This window comes from Bacillus sp. J41TS8, from assembly GCF_018333035.1.
Taxonomy (GTDB): Bacteria; Bacillota; Bacilli; order Bacillales; family Bacillaceae; genus Bacillus; species Bacillus paralicheniformis.
The window spans coordinates 152,283-166,121 of the sequence record NZ_BORF01000008.1 but is presented as its reverse complement, the minus strand read 5'-3'; the positions used below and the strand labels follow the sequence as shown (position 1 = coordinate 166,121).

Here is a 13,839-nt window from a genome sequence, read left to right as displayed (position 1 = left end):
TAGAAAATTAAAAGTTTGTAAAATTCTTAAAAACAGCGGTTCCAAATAGTTGGTTTATATGTTAATATATTACTTGTAAATATAAACTATAGGAGGTTGTTTTTGGTATGAAAAGTATGAAGGCTAGGGTGTTAATGGTTCTTTCAGCATTTGCACTTCTAACCACAGTAGTATTGACTACGCCAGCGGCTACCGTACAAGCAAAAAATGCAACAGAAAGTTTGATCAATCATCAAGAAGTTAGCAATGTCGTGCAAAATGTTGATGAAAAAGACATGGAAAAATCGAAAAAGTTTGTAGAAGAAGCATTGAAAACCAATGAGAATTTTACATATTCTGTAGACCGTCAAAAAGCAATCCAAATTGGTTTTGCTGTAGATCAGGTAACAAATATGGCGATGTTTTATGAAAACTTGCCAACAGAACAAGTGAAATTTTTAGAGGAAGGGAAACAGGTTGCGGTAAAAGGCGATAATCAAATCAAGCCTATGTTTGTGCCTGCGTTACCTTGGGTTGTTTACATTTCATTGCAAGAATTAATCGCACTTTTGACAGCACTTGGATTAGCGGGAGTGGCACAACAGTTTTTAAAAGATGTTTATACACATGGGATCAAACAAGCATGCAAAAAGTTTTCAAAGAAACATAAGAAGATTAAAGACTTCTGTAAAAATAATGGATATCCTACGAAGTAAGAAAAGCTCCTGGAAATATTCCAGGAGCCTTTTATAAATAAATCGTACAAAAACCCGCAAAAACACCCATTACGAAGTAATCGTTACTATCTAATTTCTTACCGTTTTTAACAAATACATTTAAAGCCCAATTCAATTTTGTACCATCAGCCGTTTTTGTAATCAATTTTTTGCTGATACTGTAGTACATTACTTTGAAGAGGGCGAATGCAATTGTACCGAACAAATAGAACAAGATAAACTTACCAAAAAACAAAAGCATTGCTGGTCACTCCCACATTTTGAATTCTTTAACCAACAACTTGATTTTACCAAAAATGTTTATAATAGAAAAGGAGACGTTTGTAACATCTTCACCTGTCAAAAGAGGAATTTTTTCGTGATAACTATAGACTTGAGTATACAGTTTGTAGCAGGACTTGACGGCATCAAAAACAAGCTCGAAGCACCGGCTCCGATCGACCGCAACATCTATGTGATGACAAAAGAAGAGCGCCTCGAAAACGGAATCGTCGACCTTCCTGCGACACTCGCAGACGCTCTCGAAGAATTCAAATCAAACGAAGTCATGGTCAAAGCCCTCGGCGACCATCTATTCGAACACTTCGTCGAAGCAAAAGAAATCGAATGGGATATGTTCCGCACACAAGTCCATCCTTGGGAGCGCGAGCAGTATATGTCTCAGTATTAATCTAGGAACCCCCCCTGGCACCAGTGGTGCCAGGGGGGGGTTGAATTTTGGTCAAAAGATTGGGTGACCAAAATATGACCAAAAAAATTTGAAGTTTCAATCTAACTCCATAATCGATGAGACATAACCTTCGTAATCTTCGATTCTATCTTGGTCAAGTTTCTTACTGATATTGGGAGTAAACATCAGCTGCTTTTCTTAATATATTTCATGTCTGTACCTGAATTCCAAGAGTAAAACCACGTGTGTTAGGCGAAAAGTGTGGTCAGCTTGGAATGACGCGGCAAAAGTGACCAAATACTGATTGGAATGAATATGTTATATTTAGGGGAACAATAAGCGAAGGGGAAACTATTAAATGTTTGAGTTGGATAAGATGATAAACAAAGTAAACGGCCTTAAAGAAGAGCACGCAAAGGGAACCCTTAAGGTTATTTGCGGAAAACTGGATAATCTAAAACACGCGGGTGGTCAATATACAGAGAAAGAATTTGTTGAAGATATTCGATCAATGATTGAGGATTTTCCAGAATTGGATAATAAAGAAGAGAATAATGAATAAAAAACCCTTCTTGCAAGAAGGATTTTTTTTATAACAATACCACACCGACGACATATACGATCGATTTAGTTATAAACAATTTTTTTAAAACGGGAGGTTTTGAAAAAGCGAAATAGTAATAACTAAGGTTGATAAAGAGCCCAAAGATATCAAAGATACAATTTTTCGGTTGTTTTGCTTTTTTGGAGATTTACTTAATTCATAGATTAATGCACTCCATAAAAGTATGGATGCCAAAATAATAATACTCATATACACATAATCCTCCTTTTCATGGTTAACATTGTCATCGATTTTACCACATTTAGGATTGAGATGTCGATGAAATAAGCATCTTTATTTCATTCTTTGACTGAAGAACAAAACCGTTTGTTTTCAACTCGGACATTATAGTTCCTTCGGAGTTCTCACTATGAACACTGGCATTCACTTACTCTCTAGTATGAGTTCCTTATTGAAATGTCTTTATTTCTTTTGTTGTCGAAAATGAAATGAAAACCTATCATATCCAGAACAGAAAGAGGCATTGAAACAAAAAGGTTAACAAAATGAGGTTGCAAGCTGCAGCCTTTTTAGTTTGAAAAAAGTTAGTACAAATGGAAAGAAATCATCCAACACACTGTTGGTCGGCATCTTTAAAGTGACAAACGCATGAAATGAAAGGAGCGGCTGTACGTCAGGTTCAGGAAACGTTGGCTGTTCTTTAGCCCTAAGAGAGCAAGGTATTGACGGCAATACGGTCAGAAAGCGGCGGGACCGTCACTGATGGTATTTACGGGTCTAAGACAAAAAATAGAAAAGTTAAATTACACAACAATTAATAGAATGAAGTATAAGCAGATAAAAATTTTGAACGAAATCTGTTGAGTTGAAGGGAAATTAAATTGGTCTTGAGGAATAAAAAGCTGATTTAAGAGGGAAAGAAACAATGCTGCTGAAAAACAACTATTGACATATGTAAGTAAATAGAATAAATTAATTATTGTTATAAAAAACACCTAATTTTATCATAGCACACAAGATATAAAAAGTCAATGTTTTTTTAAAAAAAGATGCTTTTGAAAGGAAGAGAGGTTATGAACTTATCTCGTTTTTTGAATTCCATTCAATTATCCCCTCAATCAAAACCTATGATGGAACTGCTTGAATTAAATGAAAAAACAAAAGAGCATGGCTTGATCTTAACACCCAGCGATATCAAAACATTAATCGTTTATAGAAATAAAGTGCTTCATGATCATGGACGTATAGAGCTGGGGATTGAAGTACTAAAGGAATTAATTGAGGTGTTTGCTGCTTCACCCTATATGGATGAGGATCATGATGTCGAAACGTTAATCGAGCTTCAGGAGATTTTTTATTATCTCAGAAATGAAACAGAAGATAAGATAGGTGACATGAAACTGATTCATCAGATGATGGAGTGTTTTAACGGACCTTCTGCGGGGTCTTTAGAGTTATTAAGAAGTAAAATGGAGGAACTCGCGGAGAGTTTCAGAAGAAATACGATGAGAAGTGAGTCTTTATATAAAGGTGATGAATAACATGGGAAAAGAAAATACTTTAAATCGCTATGATTTGGTTTCAAATTTTACGATTGATAAATCAAAGTTAAAGCAAAGCCAATTTATGTTGTCGCTTCTAAAAGAAGGCCAAAGGGTTGGAGTTATTACCAGCGAAAAAGCTTACAAGATACAGGTAGAGATTATGCAAATCCTGCAACGATTGATAGGCCAGTATACCAAAGGGGAAAGTACGTCGGTTACTACAGAAACGGCGGAAGGGATTATGGTTTCCCTCATGTATGCAATAGATGCTTATGCTCTCCATTTTGAGAAACCTGAAGAGGTTATAGTACATTTACGTTCTGATAGTATAAAAAAAATATATACCAAAGGTGTCGAATTACTTCACTGTTATTTTGAAGAAGCTAAACAATTGTATCAAGACGTAAAAAAATTAAAGTTAGATGTGCCTGTTGATGCTTATAATTTAACCATTGACGAATCGTTACCTGTATTTATGAATCATTATAATATTATTTTTGAAGCTCAAAATACGATGGCGAGCATTGACTATCCTTTAGCTATTGACAACATGGAACTGCAAGGTGTTTTTTATATTAAACAGTATTTAGAGCGACTGCTGATAGAAACGAGATTCTGTCACTTTTTTAACCATCAAGATCTAATGTATATCTTGACAAACTTCGGGAGAATATGCCGCTTTAATTATCGCATAGAACTTTTTAATATTTTTGAGTTAATGATAAACAATGCTGTTTTTTCACTGCTATCCGGGGGCGAAGCCAATCAAGTCAGAATTTCTGAAGTTCAATATGACAGGTTGAGTCGGTTGTTAAGTGATTGCCATGCTGATAAAAGGGCAAACTTGATTAACGAAGCATTTGATCGGTTACAGCGGGATTTAAAGACAGATCAAACGATTACTGATTATATCAATTTGTATCGCAATGAATGTATTCAAAGGGTAAATAACGCTGCGGAAATTGATGGCTTCAAAATGTTGATCATCAGAGAAATTGAAGAGAGAGAAAAACCAATAGCGTTAATGTTAAATGAAAATGATCGCATGAGTGATATTGAAATGCGGAAATTGGTGGATTGCATCATGGAAAGAAAAAACACAGCAGAAAAAATATCGCTGATCCGCGATCATTTTGTTTCACTGCATGATTATTTGGATTTGCTAAATTCGGGATGTCTGTTTAACGACGAATATAACGCACTTTTTGCTACGTTTGGGAATTTTGAATTGGCCATTTTTGCGAAAATTGTATTTTATGAAGAATTAAGAGGGGGAATCCTCAATTTCATTGACATTGTTGCTGACTGCTCTGAAGCAAAGAGCGAGTGGGAAACATATTATATGAAATTTATTAAACAATTAGAAGATGAGCGCATTGCAACGATTGGACAGCTCATCAATGATATTGACTATGAGGAGATATCGTTTTATTAAGTTAAAGACGTTTTTATAAGTTCTTTTACAAAGGAGAGTCTAAAGAAAGACGAAGATAAATAACAGCACTCGATAAATGCAATCTTATCCCGCCAAGAAAGTTATTTTTCAACACAACTTAAAAGCTTAAAGTAATTCTACTCCAACTTGCTTAGTGAATTTTACTTTTATTCTCTCTTCTTCTCCAATACTTACAACCATGAAATTTTCAACTTTCTTAATGCTAGTTACGTTTTGAAAAACACCTGTAAATACCGCGAAATCTTTATAGGTTATATCCAGGCTGCAAGTTAGTTGATAAACATCCAGCATCAAAATTAACTTGAAGTTTTGATTATCTTTATAAGTATAAATAAATTCGCCGGCCTCTGGATCATCAGCTATACTGGCTGGCTCACTCTCAAAAAGTTCTAATAAATCATATTCATTATATTTTATAAACATCCAACTGACTCCTTAAAATTATAGTGATATTAATGAAGTTAAAAAAACCGCAGATCTTTAACTATATCGATCATTACTGGGCAATAAGAATTTCTGATTTTCAATCGCAACTCCAAACGCTGTCTTAAGGAAATAACTCATGTATCAATCGAACTGTATCTATATATAGGTTGATATGTTATTATCTGTATATAAAATAAGGTAGCACGCTAAGCTGCCGACAAATGATTAGATTAAATGAAAGAATTCGAAGCAATGAAAAATTATCAGAAGGGGAGATTGTTATTAGATTTTTGCCGCCGGTTTTCGCGGGTATTGCTGTATTTTTAGTGACTTTTTATATTGAGTATTCTTCCAAAAATTTATCCCTGGAGAATAAACTTATACTCAATGTTGCAGCGGCAATTGTCGGGTGTATTTTGGGAATGTTTATAAGAAAAAGAAATCAATATTAAAGAGACCGATTAATAAAGTTCGGTTTCTTTCTCTATTTTAACATGCAGGGAAAATATTCTTTGGATTAATAAAGGAAGGTAATCATTTCGAATTTCGGATTAAACATAGCTAGATCATTTTTCAAATATCTCTAGTTTATAAAGGATCTTAACGAGTTGTGAGTTTGGGCATCCGAAAAAACTTCAGAAAGAGAGGGACACTTAACAAAGTGTGGGTAGTGAAATGGACAAATGTATATTTTGTGAAATCGTTAGTCAAAAAATTTCAAGTTATGAGGTTTATAAAAATGACGATGTAACAGCATTTCTTGATATAAATCCTGTTACATGTGGCCATACAATAATCATACCAAATAAGCATATTGAAAGACTCGATCATATTAACGATCCCCATCTATCTAATGAAATAATGGATTCTTTAATTAAAGTACCTCAAATATTAATTCATTCAGGTATTTGTGATGATTACACGATACTCTCAGACAACGGTCACTTTGCTCAGCAAGATATTAAGCACCTGCATTTTCATGTCATACCGAGACACATGAATGAAAAGTTTGAATTCAAATTAAACACCGACTTTACTGCAGCTGAGAAAAGTAACTTACTTTCGGTATGGAGAAAGATTACAGGGAGATGATGAGAAAAGATTGTCCTAGAATTTAAAAATGGAAAGATGATTTGATATGATCTCGTGCAGGTTTTGCTGAATTCATCATTTCGTCCAGAAATTCTTTCCTTTGTTGTATAATGGTGATGATTAACAATGGTTGCAAGGGAGTAAATTATGTTTTTAATAGCTTTTGTATTGGCGTATTTTATCAAGCAGCCGATATTAAGCATGGGGACACTTTTTCTTTTCATCTACGGATTTAGATTTTCTTCTAAAGGCATTAATGCTGAAAAATACGATTGTTATATTAATCAATATAGACTTATATTTTGCTTCGTCATCCCTTTCCTTAATTTTTATATGTAATGGACAACGATAGGAGGGAATGCGGGAGTCGGGTTTACGTTTAGTCCACTTACCCTGATGCAAAAGCTGTCTTTCTTGTCCCAAGTTATTTTGATATTATTACCCGAGATTCGCAAATTTTTATCTCGTAAAAACTTCATTCATATTGATGAAAAGAAGCAGAGATTAGCATCGGTTTTGTATCCATTTGCTTTAATCCTAACAGTTTGTATGGCATATCGGTAAGGACCGTAAGCAAAGGCCTTACTCTACATAAAAGTTGCATCCACTATACTTTAAAGGGGACTATTGATGAATTTCGATCCGGAAAAACTAAGGAAATTTCTTAATTGCGCGTCAAACCCATCAAACCCAATGGAGACAAAAGTAAAGAATTACTATGTGAATCAAGAGATTCAAGAGTTTGCATCCTTTGATATTGACTTTGAAAATGTAGACATCGCCCTGCGTATTGCCGGTATGTTGGGGAAATCCGCCACGAAATTTACGATAAATCATTTTCTTTTCCCTGATACGAACAAAATAGATTATATTCAATTTATAATTTTTGAAATTAATGATTCAGAACTATTAGCATTTTTAGAACAACTATAACAGCATTCTTGTTTGAATACAGTTCTCTTGGTGAAAATAAAGCAAGTTCTACCCGATAAACCGCAGCAATCATAATTACCTTTGATATTTGGTGTTGTGAACAGCCCCTTTTGTCAAGGCAGCTTCGTGGATTCATCAGGCTCAGCCGATTAAATGGCCAATGGTCTGTGTGAAAGGACTTGGCGGAACTGCCTTCAATCAAAAAAGCACCATTACTTATACCAATCAGGAGGACAAAAAGTGTTTTTGGCAAAGATGATCGATCGTTTAGCGTTATATGATTTGCACAGGAAAAGAAGTAAAAAAAAACACTTTTCCGCTTTTTCATTGGATTCGATTGACAGGGACGAATTCTATCAAGCAAAAGCGGCTGATGTCTCCTTTACTCTTCATGAAGCGAGAAAAAACTATTTGGCTGGACATTTCAGCTATGAATCTATCATTCCATCCGGGGACCCTGTCAATGATAGTTTAAAAGGCGAGGTTTTTTTAAATAAGAATGATATAGATCAACCTAATGTTATTTTTGTACACGGCTGGCGAATGGATTCATACGACAGAATAAAAAAGATATTTCATGATCGTATGATGAATGGAACATGTACTACTATTCTCTTCCGTATCATTTTGAAAGAGAGCCGGAACATTCGCTTTACAGCGGTGAATTGATGATAAGTGCGAATTTGAATCGTACAGTTGAATCAACAAGACAAGCTGTCGTGGATTTACGGGCACTCATTCACTGGATCAAAGCAAATAAAACCGGCCCTGTTATTATAGTGGGCGTCAGTTTAGGCGGGTGGATGACAAATTTACTGGCTGCCCTTGAGACTGAAATCGACATCGTGGTATCGATATTTTATGCCAATCGTCTTTCTTATGCGATATGGAATACCATCCCGGGTAAATTCATAAGAGAAGAATTGGAACAGTACGGTGTGACATATGAAGATTTACAAACATATTGGGAAATTACAGATCCCAGTCAGGCTGTGCCGAAAGTTAACAAAGATCACATTTTGCTGATTTCCGCCGTTCATGACCAATATGTTCACTTAGAGGATGCCGATAAGTTATGGGAGAGCTGGGGGAAACCCGAAAGACATCTCTACAATTGTGGCCATGCCGGAATTGTTCTTTGTCGTAAAAAGCTGGCATTAGATACGATTTCTTTCATCCGAAAAAAATTAAAGCAGCTTCATGAGGGATAATTTCTTTAATTTATTAAAAAGCTGGCAATTTTCAAAATGTGCGAATAGGAGGTTTTTTTATGTACTTTGTTTCCGGATTTGTTTCAATTTTGCTGGGTCTATTAACGCTGTTTTTCTTACAGGTGTTATCTGTTGCTTTTCCTCATTATATAATGGATGCAGATGGCAATAGTGAAGCTTCGGTTTATTTTCAATCATCTGTATTGTTTTATCCTGTTTTGCTTCTCATTTTAGGCGTCATCATGATTATTGTTCATTTGCGAACAAATGATAAGGGTTAATTCGAAGGAGAGTATCGAGTTTGACTGCGAAGCGAAAATGAGATGCATCATCTAAAAGAAACGGGTATATCATTGATATGAAAGCTTCTAAAAAAAGGAGAACAAAAACGATGAACTTTTGGCACGAGCGCTTTCAAGATGAGAACTATGTGTATGGAACGGAACCGAATGCGTTTTTGGCAGATTCGCAGAAAAAACTTCAATTGTCGGGTGATGCTTTAGCCATTGCAGAAGGCGAGGGGCGCAATGCGGTTTTTTTAGCAGAACAAGGGATGAACGTCACGTCATGGGATTATGCCGAGTCAGGGTTGGAGAAAACGAAAAAGCTTGCTGAAACCCGTCATGTATCGGTGAAGACGGAGCTTGTTGACTTAAATGAAGCGTCTTGGAATCAAGGGCAGTGGGACGAGATTGTATGTATTTTTGGACATTTTCCAGAAGAGCTGCGCCGAAAAACACTTCTTGGAGTAAAAGAAGCCGTGAAGCCCGGGGGATTTTTCGTGACGGAAGTGTATTCGACGCACCAAATTCCTTACAAAAGCGGCGGGCCGCAGGATCCGGAGCTTTTATATACACCGGAAGAATTTTTACAAACCTTTTCAGATTGGCGTATTGTCCACTTTTTTATGGGAGAAGTCGTTCGTCATGAAGGGGCTTGGCACAACGGCCTGTCTCATGTCATTCAATTTATTGGTCAAAAGCGCTGAATACTCCGGGGAAATATGATTTTAAAAAGGTGCCGTTTATGGCGCCTTTTTTGCGTAACTTTTTTCACCGTCATCACTACTATTGTGATGAAAGCGGGGGAAATGATGAAAAACAAAAATGGACTCAAACGGCTGCTGATGATCAGCAGCGCATTTCTGCTTTTAATTGGCGGGGGATATGTCAGTGCAATGATCTTCGGAAAGAAAGTGGTGTATGAAGGAGAGGGGGAAAGCGGTCTGTGGCATGCTTCGATTGAGAAATCAGATAAAACGTCAATCGGGCCTAATTATTTTTTGAATTTGTATTGGGATGGCGCGAAAGAAGATGCGAAAAGAACGATTGTGAAAACAATCACCTTATACATAGACGGCAAAAAGTATGATGATAGAGGAGAATACGATCTTTCTGAGTATACCGGAGAGGAAATGGATGACGGAGGCCATATGGAAGATCATATCGCGACTTTTGATTTTATGCCTGAAGAGGATGTCATCGGGCATGCGTTATCAGTCAATGTGGAGTGGAAAACCGGAGATGAAGAGGACGCAGAAATAATGAAATTAACCAAGATTCCGTGGTATAAATGAAACGACAATCACTGAATAAGGAAGTGATTTAAAATGAATGAAATTGAGATCAGAAGGCCGCAAATTGACGACGTTGAAGAGCTGAATCAGTTTTTGAGAATCGTGGTCGAGGATACTTTTGCTAAAGAGGGGATATCCGATCTGCTTGATGATCAAGAAAGTGAAATTGAAAGTAAGAGGCAATACTTGAAAGCAGACTTAGACAGCAAAGGGAAGAGCCGGCACTTTTTTATCGCTTCAGATCAACGTCTGAATAAAATCATCGGTACAATCGAATATGGCCCTGCCAGCGAATTGATCGATATTTGTACGGATGGGGCTTTAAAGGATTTATATGAGGTAGGGACGGTATTTGTCCACCCGGATTATCAAAGACGCGGAATCGGGTCTTTGCTGTTCAACGTTATGTTTTTGACCTTTCTGAATCGGGGAGTGAAGGAATTTTGTTTGGACAGCGGTTATCCCGGTGCACAGAAAATATGGAAGAAGAAATTCGGCGAGCCTGACTATATGCTGAAGGATTATTGGGGGAAAGGATATGATCATATGATTTGGAGGAGACGGACGAAGGATATGCCGATTGATACAAGAACATCAATAACGTAATCATCCTTTATATTCCATATATGTTTTAACGATAAAAAGAACTTTTCTTGAATTTATTTTTAAATAAATTGTTAAAGTTAAAAAAGTCCTATAAACTATAATGGAATCTTAATTTTAGGATGTGGGAGATATGTTCGACGAAAGAGAAGCGTTGCGTTTGAGACTTGAACAGCTAGGTGATGCGGAGATTCAGGTGATGCGGGAATTGCGGAAAGAACGACAAGACATTTATTCGAAGCTGCGTGAATTGGATCGGGAGAGTGATCCCGCAATTAACAAAAAATCTTCATTAATCGACTTGGCAAGCGCTGCAGCAGAGGAATTAAAACAATCCCAGATTGCCGCTGACAAACATCCGCCCATCAAAACTCCATCTCATACTATTTTCCAATCAAAAACAACCATACAGCGTGAGGCTGCCTTAAACATTTTAAGCCGCTATGAAGAGGGCTTGAAAGGCATTAAGCTCAAAACTGAAATCGAGAAAGAAACCGGCTTTCCGATTAAAAACATGACAACATTTATGAAGAGCTTAATGAAACATCGCCCAGATATTAAAAAACCTGCCCGCGGCCATTATATTTTGCAAAAAGAAAAAGACCTTTGAGGTTTTCGTCATAATTCTAGATTCATATATGTCATAAATCAGAGCGGAATCTTTAAAAATTGAAACCAAACAGCACTTATATCGTATCGTTAGCTAAAATCAATGTAAGGGTGTTTTACATGTTGGATAAAAAGAAATACTTCATGATTATGGTACCGGCTTTAATTTTAGCGTTTTTATTTCAATTTTTTGTTCCCTCAGAGCAAGGGCACTTGGGGATTGTGTTTATTTTAGCAGGCGGGGTGATTTATTATCTTTGGGTGCATATAGAAAAGGACAAACAGAAAGATTGAGCGCATCCTTTGATTTGCGAATCCACTAAAAAAACGTCTATATAGACGTTTTTTTGTTATTGATATCCATTGTTAGCCAACCTGCTGGGCGGCAACCGACTGAGCCGGTAAACAAATGCTCAAGCAGCCGTTTCTCCCAGATTTTATCGATCTTTTAACTTTAAGGCGTAAGCTTTGAACTGTTAAGAGCTTTGATACTTAAGCTGTAAACGTTGAACGTTGAGCTTTGAGCTTTTATCTCAATGTTGGCACAGCGTCTCTTTGGCTGTGCAGATGAAATAAAAGGAGGGAGTCACCTTTCCCTCGGAAGGTGTTTAGTTTTATCGGTTTTCGGTTGGCTAACAATCGGCCGTTAATCGATTTTGATTTTGGTGAGTGTATTGCTCTCGGACAATGCAAAGTCAACTTCCATTTCAAAGTCCTCGATCTTTTTTGACAAGGAATCGATCTTCTCTTTTAGGTTCAGCGGATCGATGATTTTTGCTTCATTTTCAGCGAGGAAAGATTTGACGATTTCCTGGTTTTCAGCCGCTTTTACTTTGCCGTCTTTTCCGAAAAGAGTCTCCAGATGTTTGTCTAGTCTTTCTGTTACTTTTTGATTGACGCTCTCGGCCTCGTCGACTAAATCAGCGTACACTTCTTTCAGCTTATCCAAAAGCTGAATGTCGTAGCTGATGGAGGTTTTTCTTTCGATGGCTTCAGCCACAGTCATCTTGACTCCGGCCACTTCGATTTTGGTCGTCGCGTTGGATACAACAATGGCAGACTTAATGGCATTTCGCCTTTTGATTAAGGCTTCAATTGATTGATAATCGGCTTTCGCCCTAGTTTCCAAGTCTTCGGCTGTCCGAAATCCGTTCGGCAGTTTCTTTCCGATCATCAAGCCTCCGAATGTACTCTCATTTACGGCCCGCTTGATTCTTTTATCCAACATTTTGAGTTCGCTTAGTGCTCTGGTGATCGTAAGTTCCATTCTATAGCCCCTTCGTCGTTTATATATTTAAAAAAGCTCTTTATTTACTCATTAGAGTAATGATTATATCATATTGATTTTCCAAGTGTTATATTTTTTGTGCATATTTTCATATAGCATAATAGTCCAAAAAGATTCATAGAAAGCTGTAGGAGGTCTAATCGATTATTCGATTTCATGATCACTATGCATTGCATTTCTCTTTAAAATGAACAGGGAGATCAACAAAAAAACTTTTAGCAAAAGAAAAGCTTTGCTGAGAACTTTTCCTAATTCCTATTGTTTGTCTTTGCTCCGTTTCACTGCAAAACATATTGCGAGGACGGCTGCGATAAGAGAGGCAGCTCCGCATGCCAGCTTGATCAGCGGTTTCAACAATATCAACTCCATCTGTTTTCGGTATATGTGTAAAGTATAAAAGGGATTCATATCCAAAGACAGCTTATGCTTAGGATTTTAAAGAAATTTTAAGGAAATAAGTCCTGCGCCGCCCGGTTGACAATGAAAAGCCGCTCCACTAAAATGAATGATAGTCATTCATTTTTAGGGAGGTCTGCAACATGCCAAAGCAAACGTCCGGGAAATATGAAAAGATTTTGCAGGCGGCCATTGAAGTCATTTCTGAAAAGGGGCTGGATAAGGCGTCGATTTCAGATATCGTGAAAAAAGCAGGCACTGCGCAGGGCACTTTTTATCTTTATTTCTCATCTAAAAATGCGCTGATTCCAGCGATCGCGGAAAATCTTCTGACACATTCTTTGGACCATATTAAGAGCAAGGTCGACGGAACCATGTCTTTCTGGACCGCCTTGGACATCATGATTGATGAGACGTTCAACATGACGGAACTTCATCAGGATATTATCGTTCTTTGCTACTCAGGTCTTGCCTTTGACCATTCGATGGAAAAATGGGAGGCGATCTATCAGCCTTATTATTCCTGGCTTGAAGGACTTATTGAAAAAGCAGTTGAGAAAAACGAGGTCATTCCGGACATCAATGTGCGCTGGACGGCCAGAACGATTATCAACTTTGTCGAAAACACAGCGGAACGTTATTACATCGGGGCGGAAAAAGACGAAGAGCTCAGTGTGTTCAAAAAAGAAATATTTACTTTTCTAAAGAGAAGCATAGGAACCAAGTGAAAAATGACCGGCTGCAGCTGTTCATT

15 protein-coding genes and 2 pseudogenes are annotated in these 13,839 nt (G+C 37.1%); 15 read left to right on the top strand and 2 right to left on the bottom strand.

The window, feature by feature from the left end:
* The first annotated feature begins 107 nt into the window (after window positions 1–107).
* The 5 genes and pseudogenes from KI350_RS13005 to KI350_RS12985 all read left to right on the top strand — a co-directional run bounded on the left by KI350_RS13005 (window position 108) and on the right by KI350_RS12985 (window position 4,930).
* On the top strand, window positions 108–695 hold the full coding sequence (locus tag KI350_RS13005; RefSeq protein WP_026579670.1) for a hypothetical protein: 588 nt from the start codon (window positions 108–110) through the stop codon (window positions 693–695).
* Window positions 696–1,089: 394 nt separating this feature from the next.
* A pseudogene (locus tag KI350_RS13000) lies at window positions 1,090–1,386 on the top strand (type I glutamate--ammonia ligase); the annotation flags it as partial.
* A gap of 358 nt (window positions 1,387–1,744) precedes the next feature.
* Window positions 1,745–1,948, top strand: a complete 204-nt coding sequence (locus KI350_RS12995; protein WP_023857616.1) for a hypothetical protein — start codon at window positions 1,745–1,747, stop codon at window positions 1,946–1,948.
* A gap of 1,076 nt (window positions 1,949–3,024) precedes the next feature.
* Complete coding sequence (locus KI350_RS12990; RefSeq protein WP_020451555.1) at window positions 3,025–3,492, top strand: DUF6323 family protein; 468 nt, start codon at window positions 3,025–3,027, stop codon at window positions 3,490–3,492.
* Between the two features lies 1 nt (window position 3,493).
* Complete coding sequence (locus KI350_RS12985) at window positions 3,494–4,930, top strand: DUF6179 domain-containing protein (protein ID WP_145685449.1); 1,437 nt, start codon at window positions 3,494–3,496, stop codon at window positions 4,928–4,930.
* 126 nt (window positions 4,931–5,056) lie between these two features.
* On the opposite strand, the gene KI350_RS12980 is transcribed toward KI350_RS12985, so the two are convergent.
* Window positions 5,057–5,374, bottom strand: coding sequence for a hypothetical protein (locus tag KI350_RS12980; protein ID WP_026579667.1), 318 nt, complete (start codon window positions 5,372–5,374; stop codon window positions 5,057–5,059).
* A gap of 666 nt (window positions 5,375–6,040) precedes the next feature.
* Between KI350_RS12980 and KI350_RS12975 the strand changes: the two genes are divergently transcribed.
* The 9 genes and pseudogenes from KI350_RS12975 (at window position 6,041) to KI350_RS12935 (ending at window position 11,695) form a co-directional block, all read left to right on the top strand.
* Window positions 6,041–6,469: an HIT domain-containing protein gene (locus tag KI350_RS12975; RefSeq protein WP_026579666.1), complete on the top strand. Its 429-nt coding sequence runs from the start codon at window positions 6,041–6,043 to the stop codon at window positions 6,467–6,469.
* 630 nt (window positions 6,470–7,099) lie between these two features.
* Window positions 7,100–7,402 (top strand): hypothetical protein, encoded by a 303-nt coding sequence (locus tag KI350_RS12970; protein WP_039072733.1) that lies wholly within the window; start codon window positions 7,100–7,102, stop codon window positions 7,400–7,402.
* Window positions 7,403–7,642: 240 nt separating this feature from the next.
* Window positions 7,643–8,613: pseudogene (locus KI350_RS12965) on the top strand (alpha/beta hydrolase family protein).
* A gap of 59 nt (window positions 8,614–8,672) precedes the next feature.
* The gene (locus KI350_RS12960) at window positions 8,673–8,894 is read left to right on the top strand and encodes a hypothetical protein (RefSeq protein WP_026579662.1); all 222 of its coding nucleotides are present in this window, start codon (window positions 8,673–8,675) and stop codon (window positions 8,892–8,894) included.
* A 110-nt stretch (window positions 8,895–9,004) separates the two neighbouring features.
* The gene (locus tag KI350_RS12955) at window positions 9,005–9,601 is read left to right on the top strand and encodes an SAM-dependent methyltransferase (RefSeq protein ID WP_145685451.1); all 597 of its coding nucleotides are present in this window, start codon (window positions 9,005–9,007) and stop codon (window positions 9,599–9,601) included.
* Window positions 9,602–9,706: 105 nt separating this feature from the next.
* Window positions 9,707–10,189: a DUF4944 domain-containing protein gene (locus KI350_RS12950; protein WP_145685454.1), complete on the top strand. Its 483-nt coding sequence runs from the start codon at window positions 9,707–9,709 to the stop codon at window positions 10,187–10,189.
* Window positions 10,190–10,222: 33 nt separating this feature from the next.
* Entirely contained in the window at window positions 10,223–10,795 is a 573-nt protein-coding gene (locus KI350_RS12945) for a GNAT family N-acetyltransferase (protein ID WP_145685455.1), read from the top strand.
* 130 nt (window positions 10,796–10,925) lie between these two features.
* Window positions 10,926–11,402 carry a Rok-like winged helix domain-containing protein gene (locus KI350_RS12940; RefSeq protein ID WP_026579660.1) on the top strand — a complete coding sequence of 159 codons (477 nt, stop codon included), beginning with the start codon at window positions 10,926–10,928 and terminating at the stop codon, window positions 11,400–11,402.
* A 119-nt stretch (window positions 11,403–11,521) separates the two neighbouring features.
* On the top strand, window positions 11,522–11,695 hold the full coding sequence (locus KI350_RS12935) for a hypothetical protein (protein WP_165389276.1): 174 nt from the start codon (window positions 11,522–11,524) through the stop codon (window positions 11,693–11,695).
* Window positions 11,696–12,047: 352 nt separating this feature from the next.
* Here KI350_RS12935 and KI350_RS12930 read toward each other — a convergent pair whose 3' ends face one another.
* Complete coding sequence (locus KI350_RS12930) at window positions 12,048–12,668, bottom strand: hypothetical protein (RefSeq protein WP_020451570.1); 621 nt, start codon at window positions 12,666–12,668, stop codon at window positions 12,048–12,050.
* A 560-nt stretch (window positions 12,669–13,228) separates the two neighbouring features.
* On the opposite strand from KI350_RS12930, the gene KI350_RS12925 reads away from it, so the two are divergent.
* Complete coding sequence (locus KI350_RS12925; protein WP_020451571.1) at window positions 13,229–13,813, top strand: TetR/AcrR family transcriptional regulator; 585 nt, start codon at window positions 13,229–13,231, stop codon at window positions 13,811–13,813.
* The last annotated feature ends 26 nt before the right edge of the window (window positions 13,814–13,839 follow it).

What these genes read in the sequence shown, in the direction of transcription:
- KI350_RS12930 (WP_020451570.1), bottom strand. Translation starts at nt 12,668, where the DNA reads ATGGAACTTACGATCACCAGAGCACTAAGCGAACTCAAAATGTTGGAT.
- KI350_RS12990 (WP_020451555.1), top strand. Translation starts at nt 3,025, where the DNA reads ATGAACTTATCTCGTTTTTTGAATTCCATTCAATTATCCCCTCAATCA.
- KI350_RS12955 (WP_145685451.1), top strand. Translation starts at nt 9,005, where the DNA reads ATGAACTTTTGGCACGAGCGCTTTCAAGATGAGAACTATGTGTATGGA.
- KI350_RS12970 (WP_039072733.1), top strand. Translation starts at nt 7,100, where the DNA reads ATGAATTTCGATCCGGAAAAACTAAGGAAATTTCTTAATTGCGCGTCA.
- KI350_RS12960 (WP_026579662.1), top strand. Translation starts at nt 8,673, where the DNA reads ATGTACTTTGTTTCCGGATTTGTTTCAATTTTGCTGGGTCTATTAACG.
- KI350_RS12950 (WP_145685454.1), top strand. Translation starts at nt 9,707, where the DNA reads ATGAAAAACAAAAATGGACTCAAACGGCTGCTGATGATCAGCAGCGCA.
- KI350_RS12980 (WP_026579667.1), bottom strand. Translation starts at nt 5,374, where the DNA reads ATGTTTATAAAATATAATGAATATGATTTATTAGAACTTTTTGAGAGT.
- KI350_RS12995 (WP_023857616.1), top strand. Translation starts at nt 1,745, where the DNA reads ATGTTTGAGTTGGATAAGATGATAAACAAAGTAAACGGCCTTAAAGAA.
- KI350_RS12935 (WP_165389276.1), top strand. Translation starts at nt 11,522, where the DNA reads ATGTTGGATAAAAAGAAATACTTCATGATTATGGTACCGGCTTTAATT.
- KI350_RS13005 (WP_026579670.1), top strand. Translation starts at nt 108, where the DNA reads ATGAAAAGTATGAAGGCTAGGGTGTTAATGGTTCTTTCAGCATTTGCA.
- KI350_RS12925 (WP_020451571.1), top strand. Translation starts at nt 13,229, where the DNA reads ATGCCAAAGCAAACGTCCGGGAAATATGAAAAGATTTTGCAGGCGGCC.
- KI350_RS12945 (WP_145685455.1), top strand. Translation starts at nt 10,223, where the DNA reads ATGAATGAAATTGAGATCAGAAGGCCGCAAATTGACGACGTTGAAGAG.
- KI350_RS12985 (WP_145685449.1), top strand. Translation starts at nt 3,494, where the DNA reads ATGGGAAAAGAAAATACTTTAAATCGCTATGATTTGGTTTCAAATTTT.
- KI350_RS12940 (WP_026579660.1), top strand. Translation starts at nt 10,926, where the DNA reads ATGTTCGACGAAAGAGAAGCGTTGCGTTTGAGACTTGAACAGCTAGGT.